The following is a 22,452-nucleotide window of genomic DNA, read 5'->3' on the forward strand; positions in this document are numbered from 1 at the left end:
TCACGTTAGAATACAAAAAAAAAGAGTCAGCAATGCGCCAACATCACTGACTCTGGAATTAGTCTCCCAATTGCTCTCTGCGAAAAAAGCATACCCTGGTGGGGTAAGGGATTTTTATTGCCGATGTAAACCGACAACCAATTCAAAAGTATGACAATTCGAATACAAAAGCAGCAAAAGCTGCTCAAAATTATGCGCGTCAGTTTTTACCTGTTTTTCGTGGTGACTGCCTTTGCGACCATAGCAAGAGCACACGACACGTATGGTCAGGAATTACTTAATCGCCGGGTGAGCCTTCAGCTATCCAATCTGACCATTGAGCAGGCCATTAGCCGCATTGGCAAAGAAGCTGATGTGAAGTTCATGTATAACCCGCGCATTTTTACCCAACAACGGATCAGCTCGCTTACGTTTACCAACGAGAGGCTTTCGGAGGTACTCAACGCCGTGCTGGGGCCCGCTGCCATTAACTATGAAGTTGGGGGTAAAACGATCATTCTGAAACGGGCCGCCGATGCCTCATCAACCAGTTCACGCGCGGTAGCCGACCCAAACGTCGAAAAACCCGTTCCGCCTATTACCGTCACGGGCCGGGTTCTCGATGAAAAAGGGACGGGTTTGCCAGGGGCAACCATTCTGGTCAAAGGAACCGCCAATGTCGGTACGGCAACGGACGCCGATGGGCGCTTTACCCTGAACGTACCAGACGGCAACGGAACGCTGGTCATCTCGTCGATCAGCTATACAACGCAGGAGGTGGCGATCAACAACCGCACTACCCTACCTGATATTCAACTGGCATCTGATGTGAAGTCATTGAGCGAAGTAGTCGTGGTTGGGTATGGTACACAGCGCAAGAAAGACCTGACAGGGGCTGTCTCGGTCGTTAACGTAACGGAGTTACAACAACAACCAACGGCGCAAATTACCAACCAGTTACAGGGCCGGGCGTCGGGCGTTACGGTGTTGGGATCGGGTCAGCCGGGTGAAGCTCCCCAGATTCGTATCCGGGGGTTGAATACATTCGGTAATAACCAGCCGCTCTATGTGGTGGACGGCGTGCCTACACAGAACATCAACGACATCAACCCGAACGACGTTGCTTCTATGCAAGTGTTGAAAGATGCCGGTTCGGCGTCGATTTATGGTTCACGGGCCGCCAATGGTGTCATTATCATCACCACTCGTCGTGGAAACGGTAAAGTTAAGGTTCAGTACGATGCGTATTACGGAACGCAAATTCCAAAAGGCGGCAACGTTTGGCACTTGCTAAATCCGCAGGAAACGGCTCAGTTGAAGTTTAATGCCCTGCGCAATGCCAACCCCAATGCAGCCATTAACGATCCGCTGTACGGCAGCGGCACGACCCCCGTTTTGCCGGATTACATTGCTCCTCAAGGTGCCAAAGAAGGTGACCCTTCCGTTGACCCATCGCGGTACAATGTGAATCCGACCTACAACGATGCTTCGCAGTACAACGCGTTTAACCGGATTACACGGGCTAATAAAACCGGGACGGACTGGTTCCACGAGATTTTCAAAGCAGCGCCAATTATGAGCCATAACCTGGCCGTTAGCGGTGGGGGCCCACAAGGTAATTACCTGTTCTCGTTCAACTATTTCAACCAGCAGGGTACGCTGATCAATACGTATCTGAAGCGGTACACGATCCGGTCAAACAGCCAATACAACCTTCGGGAGAACATCCGGGTAGGTGAAAATATCGCCTTTTCGGTGTCGGACAACCCACGCGTCAACGCCCTGCAGGAAGGTAGCGCCATTGGGATGGCGTTCCGCGAGCAACCCATTATTCCTGTCTATGATATTGCCGGAAACTATGCCGGGGGGTATGGCCAGGGATTGGGCAATGCCAACAACCCGGTTGCCGTTCAGCAGCGCACCGTCAATAACCGGGGGCTGAACAATCGGCTTTTCGGTAATATGTATGCTGAAGTCGACTTTCTGAAAGACTTCACGGCCCGGACCAGTTTCGGCGGTGAAATCTACATGGGTAACTTCCATTCCTTTACCTATCCTACGTATGAGAACCAGGAAAATACCACGACCAACTCGTACACGGAAAATACCTTCAACGGGTCGAACTGGACATGGACCAACACCGTCCAGTATCAGCACAATTTCAACAATACGCACGATCTGAAGGTGTTGGTGGGTACAGAAGCATACCAGAATCAGGGCCGTAACGTAGGGGGCACAACACAGAGCTATTTCTCGTTCGACCCGAACTTCACTAACCTTTCGACGGGGTCGGGAACGCCAACGAACTACAGTAACCGCTATGCAGATGCCCTGTTCTCACTGATTGGCCGGGTCGATTACTCGCTAAAGGACAAGTATCTGTTTGGCGCAACAATTCGGCGCGACGGCTCATCCCGTTTTCTGAATTACCAGTATGGCTGGTTCCCGGCGGTGAGTGCGGGCTGGCGGATTTCGCAGGAAAATTTCATGAGCGGACTGACCTGGTTAAATGATCTGAAAATTCGCGGAGGCTACGGCATCATGGGTAACCAGTTGAACGTTGACCCAGCCAATGCCTACACAACCTACGGTGGTGACCGCACATCGTCTTACTACGCCATATCGGGCTCCAATTCGGCTAACTCGCTCGGTTTTCAGCGCACCCGCATCGGTAACCCCGACGCGCGCTGGGAGAAGAACATCAACGCTAACATCGGCTTTGATGCCAGCCTGTGGAAAGGCAAGCTGGACCTGACCGTTGATTATTACAACAAACAGGTTCGCGATCTGCTCTACACGCTCGAATTGGCCGGAACAGCCGGTTTAGGCACTGCGCCCGCGGTTAACGTAGCCCGGATGCGAAACCAGGGTCTTGACATTGCGGCATCGAGCGCTATTAACGTATCGAGCGATCTGAAACTGACCGGAACGTTGACCTTCACCACCTATAACAACAAGATTGTTTCGCTGGCGGATGGCATCGACTACTTCGATCAGGAAGGCCGCCGGTTCAACGGAAGCTACATTGTTCGCAATGCCGTTGGTCATTCGATTGGTCAGTTCTTTGGGTACAAGACCGCTGGTTTCTGGAACTCGCAGGAGGAAATCAACGCAGCGAACGCGCAGGCACAACAGAAGACGGGTAATACCAGTGCTGTTTACCAGAGTGATGTGGCCGTGGGCCGGTTCCGCTACGCCGACGTGAACGGCGATGGCCAAATTACCGAAGCCGACCGCACTTTCCTGGGCAACCCAAACCCGAAGTTCAGCTACGGTCTGAACCTGGGGGCGACTTATAAGAAGTTCGATTTCAGCATCTTCTTCTACGGTACGCAGGGCAACGACATCTGGAACAACGTACGCTGGTGGACCGATTTCAACGCCAACTTCCAGGGTGCCAAGAGCCAGACCGCTCTGTATGATTCCTGGACACCGGAAAACCACGATGCCAAAGCACCGATCCAGGAAACGGTTGGTTCGTTCAGTTCGTCTAACGTACCCAACTCTTATTTCGTCGAAAATGGCTCGTACCTGCGGGCTAAAAACGCGCAGCTCGGCTACACGCTGCCCGCCAACACGCTGAAAAAGCTGGGTATCGAGCGCCTGCGGGTTTATGTTCAGTCGGCCAACCTGTTTACGATCACCAAATACTCGGGTCTGGATCCTGAGATTGGCACTACGGCCAACACGAACAACAGTTCGGGCGGTAGTTTGAATCAATCGTTCTCGAACACCACTTCGTTCGGTATCGACGAGGGCGTGTATCCTAACCAGCGTCAGTTTTTATTCGGTCTGAACGTGACGTTTTAACTCGTATTATCTCAACACAAATGAAAGTAGCACAGTATATAACGATCATGGCTGTTACGGCCGTTGGATTGACAGTCAACGGTTGCCAACACAGCCTGGAAATACCGGCTCAGGGTGCCCTGAGCGATCAGGTACTAGCCACTCGAGCTGGGGTAGACGCCCTGCTGACGGGTGCCTATGCCGCTCTGGATGGCCAGTATAACAACGGTTCGGCCCTGAACCTGAGCGGCTCAGATGCCTGGCAGGCGTCGCCCAGTAACTGGGTATACGGTAGCGTTGCCGGGGGCGAGGCTCATAAAGGAAGCGACGGTAGTGATCAACCGGCTATCGATGCCATCGCCAAATTTACGACCGACGCCAGCAACGGCTTTTTTAATGGAAAATGGCGTACGGTATACGAAGGGGTCAACCGAACAAACTCGACCTTACGTCTGCTGGGGCAGGCAACGACTATTTCGGATGCCGACCGGGCTCTGTTGGCCGCTCAGGCCCGTTTCCTGCGGGGACATTACTACTTCGAGCTGAAGCGGATGTTCAACAGAGTACCCTGGATTGACGAAACAGTTGAAACAACAGCTGCCAGTGCCCAGACAAACACGGAGGATATCTGGCCAAAAATTGAGGCTGATTTCAAATACGCAGTCGATAATTTACCCGCTACGCAATCGGAAGTAGGACGGGTCAACAAGTGGGCTGCCATGACCTATCTGGCCAAGACGTATCTGTACGAACACAAATACGCCGAAGCGAAAGCCCTCTTTGATCAGGTAATTAGTCAGGGCGTAACCAGCAACGGGTTGAAATACGCGCTGATGACCCGATTCCACGACAACTTCGATGCAGCTACAGAAAACAATTCTGAATCTGTTTTCCAGATTCAGATGGTGGCTAATGATGGAACGGGAACGATTGCCAATGCCAACCAGGGCGATATGCTGAACTTCCCGTACGGGAACAGCCCTTTCCGGTGCTGTGGATTTTTTCAGCCTTCGCAGGATCTGGCTAACTCGTACCGGACCGATGCGACGGGTCTGCCTTACCTGAGTGATTACAATAGTCACCCGGTGAAAAACGATCAGGGCATTGCATCGACTCAGCCCTTTACGCCCGATGCCGGACCGCTGGACCCCCGCATCGACTGGACGATTGGTCGCCGGGGTCTGCCCTATCTGGATTGGGGTAACCACCCAGGCGCCGACTGGATTCGGAGCCCAGGTCAAACGTATGCGGGTCCTTACTCGCCCAAGAAAAACATTTATATGCAGGCAACGCAGGATCAGTACGCCGATAACCATTCCTGGGCACCGGGCACGGCCATTAACTGGAATATTATTCGTTATGCAGATGTATTGCTGATGGCCGCTGAAGCGGAAGCCAATTTGGGTAACCTGCCACAGGCGCAAACGTATGTGAATCAGGTACGGGCGCGGGCCGCGAATCCGGTCAATTTCGTCTACAGATACGCAGATGATACCAAACCCCTGGCCGGTTATTCAACAACGCCCGCAGCTAACTACAAAGTTGCGGTGTATCCAGCGGGCGCATTTGCCGGTTTAGGAAAGACAGGTGCGCTGAATGCCATTTACTTCGAACGCAAACTGGAATTAGCGACAGAAGGTCACCGCTTCTTCGACCTGGTTCGTTGGGGTGTCGCTGAGAGCGAACTGAACAAATACTTCAGCTACGAAAGCACCATCACAACGGATATTCGGGGTGGCCGCTTTATTGCCGGGAAAAATGACTATTACCCCATTCCACAACGGCAGATTGACCTGAGCACATCGGGCGGCAAGTCAACACTGACTCAGAATCCAGGGTATAATTAATTTATGAGCAATTATTTTAACCACAGAGGCACGGAGAACACAGAGGTTTTAAACATAATGTGAGTAGTGGGTATCAATAAATGATACTGAGTGAATTAAGTGCCGTAGGCACGATATGTTTAAACCCTTTGTGTTCTCCGTACCTCTGTGGTTAAAATTTTTAAAGCAGTCTTTGGACTGCTCTTTTGTTAAATACCCTTGCCAGCTTTTACGCAAATGCAACGACTATCTTTTCTGGTTAAAAAGTTCTGGCTCTTTTCATTGTCAGGGCTGTTTATTTTAATAGTCAGTTGTCAATCTGGTAATGACTCATCGACCGCCAAATTACCGGGAGCAACGGAAGGAGAACGATTGGCTCAGACCTACTGCGGCCGTTGCCACTTGCCCGTTTCGCCTGATGCCCTGGACAAAGAAACCTGGAGCAAGCATGTTTTACCAGCGATGGCCCTTAAACTGGGGCTGGAGGTCTGGCAAAAAACGCATTACTATTACCCACCCACGGCCGCTATCTCTCAGGTAGACTGGTTAAAGCTGGTTGATTATTACGAAACGCTGGCTCCGGCGAAACCCAAAAAGGCAACTCCACCGGTTAAATTGATGACCGACTGGTCTGTTTTCAAACTAATGAAACCCGCCGAACAGACCAACAAACTGGCCACCACGACGATGGTCACTTTTGATTCGGCCCGGCATCAACTCTACACCAGCAATGAATCCGACGCTGGCCTGTATCAATGGAATTCAGCTCTGACGCCAACGCTGATTCAACAGTTGCCCTCTCCGGCCGTTCAGGCCACTTTCACGGCCGATGCATCGGGTTCGCCACGAGTGCAGCTTACGTGCATCGGAACGATGCTGGCTGTTGACCGGCCCTCAGGCGAACTTCTGGACATTGGCCTGGACAAAGCATCGACATCGGCTCCGGTAGTGCTGGCCAGCCAACTCCCCCGCCCGATTCAGTCTGTTCCCGGCGACTTTTCGAAAGATGGATTGACCGACTGGATTGTTTGCGGATTTGGCCATGAAGCAGGGGCTTTGTATTGGCTCAAACAGCGCCCCGATCACACGTTTGAGAAAACGGTTATTAAAGAAGTGGCGGGCGCATCGCAGGTTATATCCGGCGATTTCAATCAGGATGGCTGGCTTGACTTTATGGCGCTTTTCGCACACGCTGATGAAGGCATCTGGCTATTCACAAATGACCATAAAGGTGGCTTTTCTGAGAAAAATTTACTACGATTTCCGCCTGTTTATGGATCAACCAGCTTTCAATTGGTAGACATGAACAAAGACGGCCGTCTGGATATTCTCTATACCTGTGGCGATAACAGCGACTACTCGCGTGTTCTGAAGCCGTTTCATGGCGTTTATATCTTTACCAATCAGGGAAGCGGCCAGTACAAACAGACTTATTTTTACCCCATTAATGGCTGTACAAAAGCGATTGCCGCCGACTTTGATCTGGATGGTGATCTGGACATAGCCACGATTGCGTTCTTCGGCGATTTAAAAAACAATCCAGCCGAAACGTTTATCTATTTTGAACAGGAGAAACCCGTATCATTTATCCCGCATGCCATTCCGGTGAGCCAGTATGGGCGCTGGATTTCTATGGATGCCAGCGATTGGGACCATGACGGCGACGTTGACATCGTACTGGGAAACTACGCACCGGGTTTCCTGAACGAAGTTCGATTTACACCTACCTGGAATGGTTTTCTGCCGTTTGTTGTACTGGAGAACCGGCGGAAATAATCCTGAAACTACGTTCATTCGCAGGCGTTAAAGCTGACTGTTTGGGTGCAGGCAGCTCTGCCAATACTCAACGATAAGCTTGAGTTGCTGATTAAGCCCCGAATAATCAATGGCTTTCTTATAAAAGCCCTGAACCATGCTATCGTAGGCTTCCTTAATTAACTGGCTGTTAGCGGCTGTTGTCAAATAGACAAACGGAATAGACTTGGTCCTTAAATATTCGCTTTCATTGATCTCTCTCCGTAATTCCAGACCATTCATGATGGGCATGTTAATGTCGCACAGGATCAGAAATGGCTGTTCGGCCGTGGTTCTCAAGTAGTGTAGAGCGGTTTGTCCATTTGAGAAGAAACGAAGTGAGTTGGGAAGGTTTAGCTGCTGAATGACTTGACCAATCAGGTACTGATCATCTTCGTCATCCTCAATTGAAATAATGGGCCCCCTTAATGACATAGGTTGTGTTAATGATACAATTCAAACCCAAATGTACGACTGTTCACCGGCTAAGTACTCAAAGCCTACGAATGCACAGGTGTCTATTACGTTTACAATAAACAAGTAAATTTCCACTAAGACAAGTAGTATGTGCCTGCCGATAGGCGTCTTCACCCGGTTGCTTGTGCTAATCAATTCCATCAATGAAGAGGCAACATTATTTTTGGCTACCTAGCAGGAAAAATACGCTCCATAACGCTTTACTTAGTTATCGTACAAATGCATTTGCGTTAATCTTATCCGTCTATGTCCGAAGCAGCCACAGTTCCCAACTCAAGTTCAACGTCTCCCATTGGCTTTAATGTATTGGCCTGGTCGGCCGTTATGTCGGAGAAACTGAATCCAATAACCGAACGCCTGAAGAACATTGGGTATGATGGTATCGAATGCTTTATCGACAATCAGGACGTGGCCGCTTACCACCGGTTTGGTGATCACCTGACACAACTGGGCTTACAGCGTACGTGCGTGATGGTGGTGGGCCCCGATCAAAATCCGGTCAGCGAATCGGCCAAAATTCGGGAGCAGGCCGTGAGCTTTTTGAAAGAAGCCATCGACCGGGCACACGCCATGGGCGCTACCGTCATTTGCGGGCCTATGCACTCGGCCTTTGCTACCTTCAGCCGACGCGAGCCCCAGCCCGACGAATATGCGCGTAGTGCCGAGGTGCTTCATGCTGCTGGCGAACACGCCAAACAGGCAAACATTATCCTAGCGCCCGAAGCCTTGAATCGCTTCGAATGCTACCTCTGCAACACCATGAGCCAGTTGCTGGATTTGATACGACAAGCCGACCATCCGAACGTCCGGGCTATGTTCGATACGCATCATGCCAACATGGAGGAGAAACGTTTTCCGGACGCCATACGTACCATTGCCCCGGTATTGGCCCATGTGCACATCAGCGAAAATGACCGCGGCACCCCCGGCGATGGACACATTCCCTGGGATGACACGTTCCGGACGCTGGCTGAATTGAACTACAATGGCTGGATGACCATCGAAGCCTTCACCCGGAATGACATTGATTTTGCCAATTCGATCAATGTATGGCGGGAATACAACGACCCCTGGAACATTGCCGAAAATGGGTTAAAGTTTATTCAGGAGATGCAGGCTAAATACGCCCGATAAGTTGGTCCGGAAGGCTATGTATCGCAATCTAGTTCGGGATATTTCATTACTTGATACTACTTACCTGCATTGAGCAATTTCCAGGAATCGTGGGCCAAAATAACCGTTTGATTGAGGTATAACAAATAGCCTTTCCACAGTCAGTGAGAACACGAACTGCTCATACGTCAGCCAGATTTGCCTTTAAATGTGCTATCTGTGAGGACACCGACCGTGGGAAAAACCTTTGTTAACGCCTGTAAGGGCTGTGAGAAAACAGCCCTCACGGACGTCTTAATCACTCGATATATTCGCAGGTTTACACCAGCGTTTTCTCCCGGCTCCAGAAACGGTGCTCCCCAATGGCCTCAATGAATTTTTGGGGGACAGCCTCAGCGTTGGTGCCTTCACCAGTGATGACACCCTCGCTGCTCAACAGCTTCTCGGCTCCCCCATTAGCGGCTGCTTTCAGGAGGTCAACTCCTTCGGCGGTGGCAGCAATGGGTTTACAGTGCATGAAGGCTTCGTGGACGAACCGGACCGCGTCAGCTTCCTGCAACAATGAGTTGACACTGGTCTGACCGCCGGGCACATAAACGGCATCGAATAACACCGAGGCCGTTGTCTGTAAACTAGCGTCGATTTTAACGGCCTCACCCGTTGAGGTTTTAAGCTTACCCAGCCGGGGAGCTACGATAGCAATCACGGCCTCTTCGGCCGACAGCGCCTGTTTTATCACGTCAAATTCGGTGTTATCTACGCCATCGGCAGCCAAAATCGCTACCTGGCGCGTCTTGATGCCTACTTTGGGCGGGTTAGCCATACTCAGCGCTGCCGACTGACCTACATCCGTACGGGCGGTGGTTGGTTGATAATCAGCGGGGTTAGCATCAGCCGGAACACCCTTATTTAACTGAACGCCCTGAGCTGATGGTACTGTCAGCCCCAGCCCTTCGCCCACCAGCGTAGCCAGCGTCGTGTCGACCTGGGCGAGGTGAATCAGCATGCGTTCCCGAATTTCTTCCACGGCCACTTTGCCTAACTCGAACCGTAGTGCTTTCACAATGTGCGTTTTCTCCGTGTCCGACTGGCTATTCCAGAACAGTTTAGCCTGGCTGTAATGATCTCTGAAACTTTTGCTCCGGGCGCGCACCTTATGGCCGTCAATTCGTTCAGCATAGCTCGCAAAACCACCTTCACTCTCCTTAGCCTGTGCGGGAGAATCGGCATTGATACCATTTGGGCTATAGCTGGTGCGACCCACGTTGATCGTTTGCCGCATATGGCCGTCACGCTGTCCATTGTGTACCGGTGCGATGGGCCGGTTAATGGGGATTTCGTGAAAATTTGGTCCACCCAAACGCTTCAACTGGGTATCGGTATAGGAAAACAAACGCCCCTGCAAAAGCGGATCGTTGGTAAAATCGAGACCGGGAACCAGATGCCCCAGGTGAAACGCCACCTGCTCCGTTTCGGCAAAGTAATTGTCGGGATTGCGGTTGAGTACCATCTTTCCGATGCGCTGAACCGGCACCAGTTCTTCGGGGATAATCTTCGTCGCATCCAGCAAATCGAAGTCGAATTTGTGTTCGTCTTCTTCGGCCACAATCTGAACGCCCAGTTCCCATTCCGGATAAGCCCCGCCTTCGATAGAATCCCATAAATCGCGCCGGTGAAAATCGGGGTCACGACCCGAAATAAGCTGGGCTTCGTCCCAAACCACCGAATGAACACCCAGCAACGGTTTCCAATGGAATTTTACGAAGCTCGACTTACCCTCGCCATTAATGAATCGGAACGTATGAACCCCAAAGCCCTCCATCATGCGGTAACTCCGGGGAATAGCTCGGTCCGACATGACCCACATAATCATGTGCATCGATTCGGGCGTTATGGAGATAAAATCCCAGAAGGTATCGTGTGCCGAAGCCGCCTGTGGAATCTCGTTGTTAGGCTCCGGTTTTACGGCGTGCACAAAGTCAGGAAACTTGATGGAATCCTGAATAAAGAAGACTGGCATGTTGTTGCCAACCAGGTCGAAGTTACCTTCTTCGGTATAAAATTTAACGGCAAAGCCCCGTACATCACGGGCCAGATCGGATGAGCCGCGCGAACCAGCCACAGTAGAGAAACGCACGAACACGGGCGTTTTTACGGAAGGGTCCTGTAGGAATTTGGCTTTTGTTAAACCGGCCTGCGGTTCATAAACCTGAAAGTAACCGTGGGCAGCAGCCCCTCGGGCATGGACAATCCGTTCGGGAATACGCTCATGATCGAAGTGCGTAATTTTTTCCCGAAGGATAAAATCTTCCAGCAGCGTGGCCCCTCTGGGTCCGGTTTTTAAGGAGTTCTGATCGTCGTTAACCCGCAGGCCCTGGTTAGTGGTCAGGAATTCGCCCGTGCTGTATTCCCGGTTCTGCTCCAGTTCGTCAAGTTTATCGTTTGTGTTGGTTCGGTTTTGTTCTGTACTCATGGCAGTGCTAGTTAATCCTGTACGTATGTAGGGATACTAGAACTACCTTTTTTATTCATTAATGTTCGATCATGCAAATAATAAAGACAAAATAGATGAACCTGTAGCGGGTCGACCTGATTGGCTACGTTGACTCAACCTGACACTAAGGCTACCGTTAACACAGTGTCTAACTGAATATTATAAATTCTTTAAAGGGATTTCTTTTTCTGCATTCGGAGCAGAGTTGCTTCGTAGCTGGATGCATCTTCACCCAGGTTGCGTGCCTGTTCGAGGGCCTTTGTTTGAAGCGCTACGGCTTCATCCCGCTCACCCAGTGCATAATGCAGACACGCCTGCAAGCTGATGTTAAGTGGGCTTGCGTGAATCTGACCGACCGAAACCAGGGTCGTTAACAAGGTCGAAAGCTGGGCATCGTCTTTGCTGTTTTTCCAGATAAAGTAGCCCATGTTGCACAACTGGTCATAGCGATCCTGGAACAATGCGGGCTGCTGTTGCTGGGCCTGGGTAGTTAAGTTAGGCAGTAAATACTGCTTCATATAGGCTTCGGCATGTTCGGCATACCCCTTCCAGTCTTCAGCCTCCACGTCGTAGACGAGTTGATAATGAGCCAGTCGTTCAGCCACCTGATCGGTAGTTGCCAGCTGTTGGATCACACCAGACAGCGTCTTGAACTCGGATCGGTTCCGCTCTTTACCAGCGGAACTAACGTCTCGGTGAACGATCATATCGAGGGCCGACCGAAACCGGGGCTCGTCTTTTCGACGCATCATTAGCTCAAAGGCAGGCCCTTTCGACGAGGTCGTGTTGGCCAGAAGAATCGTGGCGAACAAAGGCGTTTGCAGGGAGTCGGCGGGTATGTGGCTCACGTAGTCGTTCAATACATCCATTACACCAAGACCCGCCTGACGGCGCAGCCACAAATACGTTTTCATAAAGGCGGCAGACCGATTCCCTTCCTGATAGGCGGCTTCGTGTAGGGAAAGCGTCAGGCCAAGGGGCGTTTTTTTAAACACCCGTTCGCCTTGTTGTTTGAAAAGAACTGGCGGGATGAATCCCGTCCAAGTATCAACCAGTTGTCCATCGCCATCAATGAACAAAGCTGTTGGGTAAGCCCTAACGTTGTATTGTCGGGCCAGAGCAGGCCCTTCTCCCCGTTCGGCATCAACTTTATAATTGATAAAAAAGGCATTATACGTAGCCGCAACCTGTTTGTCGGTAAATACCTGCTGATCAAGCATTTTGCACGGGCCACACCAGACCGCATACACATCGACAAAAATTAACTTCTTTTCCGTTTTGGCTCGGGCCAGCATATCTTTCCATTTGCCCTTTTCAAAAGTAATGGATTGCGCCTGGAGCGGTTGCTCCAGAGCGAGTAACAGCGTGAAGACCAGGGCACTGTAAAGTCGAATCATATTAGGATTTAGCTATGGCCAAATAGGCATGCATGCGTCCGATCAGGCAAGCAAAACGGGGACTATTTGCCTGAGAAGTTTAGGATGCTCGATGCAAAATAGCCCATTTATTGTTTTTCTGGATTTAAATTTCTCATCTGATTCACCTTTTCTAGCCAGCCCAGTTCTCCCGGTCCAGACTTCGGTACTGTATAGCTTCGGCCAGGTGCTCAATGCGAATCTCCTCACTGGCCGATAAGTCGGCAATAGTACGGGATACTTTCAAAATGCGGTCGTAGGCGCGGGCCGACAAACCCAGGCGCTCCATGGCCGTTTTGAGCAAAGCGCGACCAGCGTCGTTAATCAGACAGACTTCCTTCACCAGTTGCGAAGGCATCATGGCGTTGGAATAAATGCCCGGCTGAGTGGCGAAGCGAGTCGTTTGAATCTCGCGGGCCCGAATCACTCGCTCTCGAATGGCTTCACTGGTTTCGGCGGGGCGATTGGCCGTCATCTGATCGAAGGAAACGGGCGTTACTTCAACGTGTAAATCAATTCGGTCGAGCAGTGGCCCGCTTATTTTGGCCAGGTACCGCTGAACGACACCCGGTCCGCACACACACTCTTTTTCGGGGTGGTTATAATAGCCACAGGGACAGGGGTTCATGCTGGCAATGAGCATAAAACTGGCGGGGAATTCGACGGCCCATTTGGCGCGCGAAATACTCACCTTCCGGTCTTCGAGTGGCTGACGCATCACTTCCAGCGCCGACCGTTTGAATTCAGGTAGTTCGTCCAGAAACAACACGCCGTTGTGGGCCAGGGAGATTTCGCCCGGCTGCGGAAAGCTTCCACCGCCCACCAGCGCAGCATCGGAAATGGTATGGTGCGGTGACCGATACGGGCGGGTTGCAATCAGAGTAGCTTGGGTACCAAGCTTACCCGCCACCGAATGAATTTTTGTTGTTTCCAGGGCTTCCTGCAACGTGAGCGGAGGCAAAATGCTGGGCAGCCGTTTGGCCAGCATGGTTTTACCCGCACCTGGTGGGCCAATCATGATCACATTGTGCCCGCCGGCAGCCGCTATCTCCATGGCCCGCTTTATATTCTCCTGCCCTTGTACGTGCGAAAAATCCACATCGTAGGCATTGATCTGGCTCATGAACAAATCGCGCGTATCGGTTTCCAACGGCGCGATCTCTTTTTTTCCTTCAAAAAACTCGATGGCATCCTGAATAGTAGTTACCCCTATCACATCCAGTTGGTTGACGATAGAGGCCTCTCGGGCATTTTCGATGGGCAACACAAAGCCTTTGTAGCCGCGTTTACGGGCCTCGATGGCAATGGGCAGCACGCCTTTTATGGGCCTCAGTGTACCGTCCAGTGCCAGTTCGCCCATAATAACATAGTCTTCCAGATTGCGGGTCGTGGTGATCTGTTCGGAAGCCTGCAGCACGCAAAGCCCAATGGGCAGATCATAGGCGGACCCTTCTTTTCGAATATCGGCGGGGGCCAGATTAACGACTACTTTCTGACGGGGCATTCGGTAACCGAAGAATTTCAGCGAGGCCTCGACCCGCTGTTCACTTTCTTTGACGGCACTATCGGGTAAGCCTACCAGATGAAAATGCAGCCCCTGTGCAACAACAACTTCAATGGTAATCAGACTGGCATTGACACCATACACGGCTGCGCCGAACGTTTTGGCTAACATAAAGAAACAAGTAAACGGTTGTAGTCGATGGGTTTCAAAACTACGTTGCTACCGGACAATAAAAAAACGGAGGTATATCTTTTGTGGTGTATCAAGTGATGTCGGTGGTGTACCAAGTGGTGTCGGTTTTAAGAAACCTCACCTGTCAGTTTTAAGAAACTGACACCACGACAGGGCAAAGCGATAAGGTTTTAGAAACCGCTCCGGCGGCCTGGCTTATAGGTTTGAATCATATCGGTAAATACACAAAAAACGCAGCCCCCTGGCCGGGTTGGCTCATGGCGGTGATCGCCCCGCCGTGATTGGCAGCCACTTTCTGCACAATGGCTAACCCAATGCCTGTACCCGCATATTGGCTCCTGGTGTGCAGGCGTTGAAATACCTGGAAGATACGGTCCAGATACATTTCATCGAAGCCAATGCCATTGTCTTCGATGCAAATCTGATGGTAGTGAGTTGCCTGCCGGGTTGGCTTTACGGTAGCTGGCAAATCAGCTTTTGCCACAAGCCGGGCGCTGATTTGGACTTGTAGCTCAACCCCTGGCTTACGAAATTTAACGGCGTTGGACAGTAAGTTTTGAAAGAGCTGCCGTAATTGAGATTCATCCCCTTTTACCGAAGGCAGTGGTTCAATATGAAGGCTTGCTTCAGCCTCTTCGATCACAATATCCAAATCGTCGATAACCCGCTGGATCACCCGCGACAATGGAATCTCAACGAGCGAATGATGCTGTGTTGTAATGCGCGACAGGGTGAGGAGGTCTTTGATCAAAATGGACATGCGTTCGGCGGCCACCTGCATGCGCAGAATCAAGTCCGCTCCATCGCCCAGCCGCTCGGCGTACTGCTCCAGCAAAAGCGTACCGAACGATTGAATTTTCCGTAATGGTTCCTGCAAATCGTGCGAGGCCACGAAGGCAAATTGTTCCAGGTTGTTATTGGCCTCCAGCAAATCTTTGTTAAGTGATTCGAGTTGGAATTGGGTCTGTTTTAGTTCGGTAATATCGAGAAACGATAAGACCAGCAGTTCGCCCTGGCGGACTCCCTGGACCTGATACCAGATGTCGTACCCATCCTGCGTATAGTGGTTGTAGTAACGCAGGGGAACACCCGTTTGGGCCAGCTCGATATAGCGCTCCCATATACTATTCTCCTTCATACCCGGAAATACTTCCAGCATGGTGTGCCCCAGTAAATCGGACGCCTGTCGACCCGTCATGCGCTGCGCCATCTGGTTGATCAGTTCGTACCGTAAATCGACAACATCGCCTGTCGCTTCATCACGCACAATAGCGTAAAGGGCAATAGCCGTCAACGAGCTATCGGTCACGAACCGAAGCTGGTCGGCCTGGGTTTTGATTAGTAGATTAGCTCGCTGCAAGGCTTGCGTACGGCCCTGAACCTGCTGTTCCAGGTCCTGAGCATACTGCCGTTGGGCGGTTATGTCTTTGGCAATACCCCGTATCGAAAGTGCCGTATTGTCCGGGCTACTCCGCACCACACGCCCCTGGGCATGATACAACCGCTCCTGGCCCGTTTGCTGATTAACGGCCCAGAACTCAATATCCATAGCCGTACCGATTCCATCGGCTACTGTCTGTCCCAGGACTGCTTCAACACTATCCCGGTCCCGAATGGTGTTGAGGACCTGATCCAGTGAAGGCGTCTCAGCCGGTTTGAAACCCAGCCACCCTTTAGCTCGCCCGGAGAGCAGAATGGTGCCGTCGCCAGGGCATATTTCAAAGGTACTCAGTTCGGCTAGTTCGATGGCGTCTTGCAGGCGTTCTTCGCTGGTCTTCAGCAGCGATACAAGCTTTTTCTGCTCCGCCTGCGCCTGTAGTTCGGCCGTGATGTTCTGCACAATACTGATAAAGCTGTCTGGCTTCCCCTCCTGGTCCCGAATGAGGGCTGAGCTAACCTGTCCCCATACGATGGTACCATCTTTGTGCAGATAGCGTTTATTAAAAACATAGGAGTTTGATTCACCCCGGATAAGTTGCTGAACCAGCGCCACATTCTCCTCTACATCATCGGGATGGCTGATGGTACCAAAATGCCGGTCGAGCAGTTCATCCTGTGAATAACCAACCAGATTAGCGAACGATTTATTAATAAGTTGAATGTTACTTTCCGTATCCAGAATAACAACCCCAACGGAGGCATTCATGAAAGCCAATTGAAAGCGTTGTTCTATTGTTTTCAGCGTTGCCTCCTTCCGTTTTTCGTCGGTAATATTCTGGGCAGTACCTGAAAAACAATCACCCGGTCCGGATGGGTGCGTAGCTACCCGGCCTGTTATGCGTATCCAGCGCATGATCCCATCTACGGGGCTGGTGATGCGGTAATCGACGGTTGTCGGCTTCTGCGTTTTCCGACTAGGCGGATCAGCGACTAATGCCCGCAGATGAACGAGATCCTGAGGGTGTAACTGACGAAACAGTTCATCAAGTGAAACCGTTGCCTGGGGCCATCCGTAAATTTTCTGGCACTGTTCGTCCCAGGTGATAATGCGTTGGTCAGGATACATAACCCACAAGCCAATACCAACGGCTTCCAGGGCAGAAGCCGTCTGTTGCTTAACTCGTTGAAGTTCTTTCTGGAGGGCGAGTATCTGCTCGTCCACACGTTTCTGATTACCCCTCATCCAGATATTAGGTAATAACAATCCAAATTACAGGAAAATAAGTTGCGATGGTTTACTCCTCTTACAGATTAAAACATCGATCAATTATCATACACTAGCTAGTGTTCCATCTGCATCACCGACAACTTGGCTACATGTTGCCTCTCGGCATCTTTTCCTACTGCCTAAATGCGTAGTTACTCAGCAATCGGTTAATTAAAAGTTCATTAAACTAAGCCAAACCTACTCTTATTCTGTTTAATAACTAAAACAATAGACCTACACCTACTTTCTGATTGACCATGGAGACTCAGCAAAACACCTCTCATACTCCTTCCAAGGGCATATTTGAACGTTTTTCGTCTAGTGTAACGAAAGCCACAGGCAGCTCGGCGGCTTTTTTGCTAGCTCTCGGCACCGTTATTCTTTGGGCCATAACGGGCCCTATTTTTGGGTACTCAGAAAACTGGCAATTGGTGATCAATACAGGTACGACCATTATCACATTCCTGATGGTTTTCCTGATTCAAAAAGCGCAAAATAAAGAGTCGATGTCGGTTCAGTTAAAACTCAATGAGCTGATTGCGGCCACTAAGGGAGCCAGCAACCGGCTGGTATCGGTAGAAGACCTGACTGAAGAGGAACTGTGTGTGTTGCAGCAGCACTATCAGACGATGGCCGAAATTACGCAGAAAGCGTCTGATCTTCGCCGATCACACTCGATCGAAGAAGCCATCAAGGATGCCTCTGAGAAACTGGAAGAAGAATCTGGAATGGGACACACGCTGTAACCGGCGACCATTGGGCGGCCAACAGCCTATGCCACCAGGTGCTGTAGGGTCAGGGCATTCCGTACGGCATTGCCAGCACCGTCGTTGTTAAAATATACGAATACGTCCTTACCCATGCCTGCCCACTCCCGGATTCGGTCGGCCCACCAGTGCAGATCCGCATCGGAGTAGGAGCCGCCATACAAATGGTTCGTATCCGGCCCGTGTAGCCGAACGTACACAAAAGGAGCCGTAACGCGTAAAATACAAGGCAATTGAGCACCGCTCATGATGCAGTAGGCAGCCTGATGTTGTTCCAGCAGGGCAAAAATGGCATCAGTATGCCAGCTTGGATGCCTGAATTCGATGGCAACACGCATCCAGTGGGGCACCTGATCCAGAAAGTAAGCCAGCCGCGGGTAATCGCAGGCTTGTTGCGGAGCCAGTTGTACGAGCAGCACCGCCCGTTTATGCAGTAGTTCGTGCCAGCAGGCTTTTATGCGCTCCATCCAGACCTCTGGCTCAAGGAGCTTTTTGGCATGGGTGAGCCCCCTGGGCGCTTTCACGGTCAGCAGAAAATTATCGGGTAATCGTTGCTCCCAACCAGCAAAGGTGCTTTGTTTAGGCCAGCGGTAAAAGCTACTGTTGAGTTCAACTGTCTGGAATTTTTGTACATAATAACCAAGCCGTTTCTGAACCGGCGTAGGATATGGGTACAAGACGCCCTGCCAATGATCATAGCTCCAACCCGATGTGCCAATGTAGATGCCCATAGCTTTACGTTTCAGACAGGAAAAACCCGTGTTTTCTTTAGTAACTAATCCTGTCGTATCGTGTTGGCAGCGGCTGAAAAATTCTGGCAACTATAACCGTTCGGGTATCTTTCGTCAATTGGGCCCTTCGTTCTTCGACTCCACGGGATCTATCTCGGTAATCGTGTAGGCAACCGCATGGTTGCTGGGCTCCGCCGACAAATGAGTCCATTCACTGAACCGACGGGTAAAGGCGGCTCCGTAGTAAAAAATCAGGGACGCATAAAAAACGAATAACAGCAGGAGAATAATAGCCCCTGCGGTGCCGTAGAGCGACCCCACCTGACTATCGATGAGCAAGTAGTTCAACACGCCCTCCCCTAATTTGAAAAGACAGCTTGTAAAAAAAGCACCCAGCCAGACAGCTCTCCAGGCGATTTTAACATCAGGCAGAAATTTGAACAGGAGCGCAAACCAAACCGTACGAACCAGCACCGACGCCACCAGATGGGCCATACTGACCAGCCCCTTATAATAAGCCAGCGACGACAGAGCCAGCGCTCCCCCCAGTTGGTTCATAAGCTGCTCCACCGCCAGAAATGTGCTGAATAACAACCCAGAGCCCAAAATGATGGCCAGAGCGATCAGCTTGTCGGTTAGTACGTTGAGCACTCCTCGTCCGGCTTTGGGCTTAACGTTCCAGAGTTGGTTAAGCGAGTTTTTAAGAATTGTAAATAAGGTGGTCGATGCCATAAACAGCAACACAAAGCTCACTACCGTTAACAGCAGGCTTGGCTTGGGGAGTTGAAGCCGATGCGAAATATCTTCCAGTTGATTGGCGCTTTTAGGCCCGAACAAATCAGCCAGTTCGTCGAACAACTGGCCGCTTACGCGCTGGTAGCGGTCGTTGAAAAGCTGACTCAGAACACTGCTCAGAATGATGATAATAGGCGGCAAGGCGAAAAAAGAAAAAAATGCCGTTGCCCCAGCCATGCGAATGGGGTCGTTGGTCTGCAAGCTGGTAAACGCTTGCCTGAACAGTAGAAAAACCGGGATCACTTTTTTCAAACACGTAAATCATCTAGCGACCCTCACGTAACCCTATGTTCGGCCGTAGGGTTCTGGCTACGTGTGATTGTGCAATGTAGCGGCCAGGGTTCTGCAGATACCCATACGCAGAACGGCCCCGACAAGTGCCGGGGCCGTTCTGTATAAAAGAATAAGTAACCCTTTATTTAGCGCCTTTTACCTGTGTTTGCAGCGTATACACGGACTCCGATGCCGTGATGAAGAGCATGTTTCGATCTTTGCCACCAAAACAGATATTACCGACCCAGCCAGACGGAACCGGGATTGTCTGGAGCTTCACCCGATCAGGACCATACACGGTGACGCCCTTGCCTGTCAGATAAAGATTCCCCCGGTTGTCGAGCGTCATGCCATCAGATCCCTGGCTAACGTAAAGCTGGCGGTTTTTCAGGCTACCATCAGCCTGTATGTCGTATCGATAAGTCTTGTTATCGCGAATGTCGGCCACATACAGATGTTTGCCATCCGGGGTGCCGATTATACCATTCGGCTGTTTCAAATCACCATCAACAAGGATAGCTTCTTTTTGGCCTTTGGGCAGGTAATAAACCTTCTCCCCGTCGATGTCTGGTTTCTTGCGCTCCCAGTAATCGCGCTGATAATAGGGGTCCGTAAAATAGATACCACCTTTGGGGTCAATCCACAAATCATTGGGCCCGTTGAGCCGGTGCCCCTGGAAGTCGGTTAGCAGGACCGTAATTTTTTTGTCCGGGCTAATGGACCACAACTCATCTTTCTCATCGGCGCACGTAATCAGATTGCCCTTTTTGTCGAAATACATGCCATTGGACCGGCCCGTCTTATCTAAAAAAACCGACAGTTTACCATCTGTATCATACTTCCAGATTTTGTCGTTGGGTTGATCGGAAAAATAAACAGCCCCATTTTTATCGACGGCGGGGCCTTCGGTGAACTTAAATTGGCTCGATATTTTTTGAAGCGTCGCGTTTGGCGCAATGATTGATTCAGTCTCAGCCTGTGTCATAGTGGTCGATTGGCTAAACAGACTCTGGGATACGGCCAGAGAAATTGCCACTATAATTCCCACCCTTTTATAATTGTTCATAAATAAACCCGATAGTTCTTTTCTACACCCATTAAGTCAATATCGGCTGAAAACTAACCTGCCTGCGCCTTTTATTTAACGAATCTGCTTTCACCTTTTTTCTTCACCTGATCAAACATATTTAACCGAAAAGGGTAATTTTAGTCCCTTTATAGGTGAAGCACCCCTTATCTGGCTGACCAACCGATGGGTGGGTACGCTTACAGGCAGTACCTCCCTATCCATTGATCACGACTCTTTTTTTCCGAATGCGCATTCTGATTGTTCATAATATTCTCTGGGCCCACTACAAATCCAGTGTCTTTCAAGCGTTACAACAACTTACTGACCACCAACCAGATACCAGCCTTAAGGTTTTACAGATTGCCCGTAACGAAAAATCCAGGGCTAAACTGGAAATTGCCCCAGCCGATGGGCACACACCATCTTACACCTACAATTACGAACTACTTTTTGATCGCTTTGTGGAAGAGGTTACTCTGCCCGAGCGAATCAGGGCGCTTCTGGGCCGCACCCAGGCCTTTCAGCCTGATGTCCTCGTACTGACGGGCTATTATGACCTCGCCCAGGTGTTTTTATTAGGGTGGGCGAAGTGGAAAGGTATTCGGGTAATCATGCAGAATGAGAGTACGGCGGCAGACCACGAACGGGGTGGCTGGAAAGAGCATATCAAACGCTGGATTTTCAGACAATGTGATGGCTTCTTTTGCTTCGGAACACAGTCGGCCAACTACCTGATTCAATTAGGGGTCAGCGCGGAAAAAATTCTGCTTCGCAAAAACGCAGTCGACAACAATACCCTCCAGATCGCTTATGAACGTGCATTGGTCAAGCGAAGTCAGGAACAGAATCGCCTTGGCCTGCGCCCGAATAACTTCGTGTTTGTGGGTCGATTTATTGCATTCAAGAACTTACCCGCTCTTCTTTCGGCTTTTTCCGAAGCCCTGACCCAATCCTCAGAATCGGCCAAGTGGGGGCTTATTTTGCTGGGCGAAGGCCCCGATCACGACTCCCTTAACAAACAGATTAACACGCTGCATCTGGCGGATCAAGTCAAATTGATTCCAAGCCGCCCCTGGTATCAGGTTCCTGATGTGCTGGCTTTGAGTGATGTGCTGGTCTTGCCCAGCGTGTCGGAACCGTGGGGCCTGGTCGTCAATGAAGCGATGGCCTGTGGCCTGCCCGTTATTGTGTCAGACCGTTGTGGATGTGCCTCCGATCTGGTTCGGGAAGGCGAAAACGGCTTTGTATTCGACCCTCAAAACCAACACCAGCTCACGGCTCTGCTCCTACGGTTTATGAATGGTAAAGTTGATCAGACGAACATGCAGGAGGCATCAAAAAAAATTATCGCCCCCTATTCACCCCAAGCCGTAGCCAGCGACATGCTCGACGGAATCCGAAAAATAATGCTTACCTAAGTTCCTGTAAACGAAAGCTTATGCCCGCAAAAGACCCGCTAGATAAAGGCCTTTTCGAATTCTATGAAAAGGGAATATGTTTATTTAGATTGCCGATCGTTTAGCACTTGCTTTAACAAAAATTAGGTATAGTAACATAAAGCCCCACTACGCTGTAATGGGGCTTTAT

The 22,452-nt window shown here is 50.6% G+C and carries 14 protein-coding genes; 6 read left to right on the forward strand and 8 right to left on the reverse strand.

The window, feature by feature from the left end; translation table 11 throughout:
* The first annotated feature begins 150 nt into the window (after window positions 1–150).
* From SD10_RS20380 to SD10_RS20390, 3 genes are all read left to right on the forward strand, one after another.
* Window positions 151–3,789 (forward strand): SusC/RagA family TonB-linked outer membrane protein, encoded by a 3,639-nt coding sequence (locus SD10_RS20380; RefSeq protein WP_052731232.1) that lies wholly within the window; start codon window positions 151–153, stop codon window positions 3,787–3,789.
* A gap of 20 nt (window positions 3,790–3,809) precedes the next feature.
* Window positions 3,810–5,615, forward strand: coding sequence for a RagB/SusD family nutrient uptake outer membrane protein (locus tag SD10_RS20385; protein ID WP_046576335.1), 1,806 nt, complete (start codon window positions 3,810–3,812; stop codon window positions 5,613–5,615).
* Between the two features lie 216 nt (window positions 5,616–5,831).
* Window positions 5,832–7,370, forward strand: coding sequence for an FG-GAP repeat domain-containing protein (locus SD10_RS20390; protein WP_046576336.1), 1,539 nt, complete (start codon window positions 5,832–5,834; stop codon window positions 7,368–7,370).
* Between the two features lie 27 nt (window positions 7,371–7,397).
* Here SD10_RS20390 and SD10_RS20395 read toward each other — a convergent pair whose 3' ends face one another.
* The gene (locus SD10_RS20395) at window positions 7,398–7,823 is read right to left on the reverse strand and encodes a response regulator (RefSeq protein ID WP_046576338.1); all 426 of its coding nucleotides are present in this window, start codon (window positions 7,821–7,823) and stop codon (window positions 7,398–7,400) included.
* A gap of 288 nt (window positions 7,824–8,111) precedes the next feature.
* Here SD10_RS20395 and SD10_RS20400 point away from each other — a divergent pair, with 288 nt between their 5' ends.
* Entirely contained in the window at window positions 8,112–8,999 is an 888-nt protein-coding gene (locus tag SD10_RS20400) for a sugar phosphate isomerase/epimerase family protein (RefSeq protein WP_046576339.1), read from the forward strand.
* 298 nt (window positions 9,000–9,297) lie between these two features.
* Here the strand turns inward: SD10_RS20400 and katE are convergent, their stop codons facing one another.
* The 4 genes from katE to SD10_RS28835 form a co-directional block, all read right to left on the reverse strand.
* The gene (katE, locus tag SD10_RS20405; protein WP_046576341.1) at window positions 9,298–11,451 is read right to left on the reverse strand and encodes a catalase HPII; all 2,154 of its coding nucleotides are present in this window, start codon (window positions 11,449–11,451) and stop codon (window positions 9,298–9,300) included.
* A 191-nt stretch (window positions 11,452–11,642) separates the two neighbouring features.
* Window positions 11,643–12,869 carry a thioredoxin family protein gene (locus SD10_RS28830; RefSeq protein WP_052731233.1) on the reverse strand — a complete coding sequence of 409 codons (1,227 nt, stop codon included), beginning with the start codon at window positions 12,867–12,869 and terminating at the stop codon, window positions 11,643–11,645.
* A gap of 151 nt (window positions 12,870–13,020) precedes the next feature.
* Window positions 13,021–14,562 carry a YifB family Mg chelatase-like AAA ATPase gene (locus tag SD10_RS20415; RefSeq protein ID WP_046576342.1) on the reverse strand — a complete coding sequence of 514 codons (1,542 nt, stop codon included), beginning with the start codon at window positions 14,560–14,562 and terminating at the stop codon, window positions 13,021–13,023.
* Between the two features lie 229 nt (window positions 14,563–14,791).
* Window positions 14,792–17,185: a PAS domain-containing sensor histidine kinase gene (locus SD10_RS28835; protein ID WP_227699028.1), complete on the reverse strand. Its 2,394-nt coding sequence runs from the start codon at window positions 17,183–17,185 to the stop codon at window positions 14,792–14,794.
* 302 nt (window positions 17,186–17,487) lie between these two features.
* On the opposite strand from SD10_RS28835, the gene SD10_RS20425 reads away from it, so the two are divergent.
* Complete coding sequence (locus SD10_RS20425; RefSeq protein WP_046576343.1) at window positions 17,488–17,976, forward strand: low affinity iron permease family protein; 489 nt, start codon at window positions 17,488–17,490, stop codon at window positions 17,974–17,976.
* Between the two features lie 26 nt (window positions 17,977–18,002).
* Here SD10_RS20425 and SD10_RS20430 read toward each other — a convergent pair whose 3' ends face one another.
* The 3 genes from SD10_RS20430 to SD10_RS20440 form a co-directional block, all read right to left on the reverse strand.
* Complete coding sequence (locus tag SD10_RS20430; RefSeq protein ID WP_046576344.1) at window positions 18,003–18,728, reverse strand: DUF72 domain-containing protein; 726 nt, start codon at window positions 18,726–18,728, stop codon at window positions 18,003–18,005.
* Between the two features lie 114 nt (window positions 18,729–18,842).
* Window positions 18,843–19,766: a YihY/virulence factor BrkB family protein gene (locus tag SD10_RS20435; RefSeq protein ID WP_227699246.1), complete on the reverse strand. Its 924-nt coding sequence runs from the start codon at window positions 19,764–19,766 to the stop codon at window positions 18,843–18,845.
* Between the two features lie 172 nt (window positions 19,767–19,938).
* Window positions 19,939–20,781: an SMP-30/gluconolactonase/LRE family protein gene (locus SD10_RS20440; protein ID WP_394330452.1), complete on the reverse strand. Its 843-nt coding sequence runs from the start codon at window positions 20,779–20,781 to the stop codon at window positions 19,939–19,941.
* A 329-nt stretch (window positions 20,782–21,110) separates the two neighbouring features.
* Here SD10_RS20440 and SD10_RS20445 point away from each other — a divergent pair, with 329 nt between their 5' ends.
* Complete coding sequence (locus SD10_RS20445) at window positions 21,111–22,283, forward strand: glycosyltransferase (RefSeq protein ID WP_046576349.1); 1,173 nt, start codon at window positions 21,111–21,113, stop codon at window positions 22,281–22,283.
* The last annotated feature ends 169 nt before the right edge of the window (window positions 22,284–22,452 follow it).

The sequence above is a fragment of the Spirosoma radiotolerans genome, from assembly GCF_000974425.1.
GTDB classification, from domain to species: Bacteria; Bacteroidota; Bacteroidia; order Cytophagales; family Spirosomataceae; genus Spirosoma; species Spirosoma radiotolerans.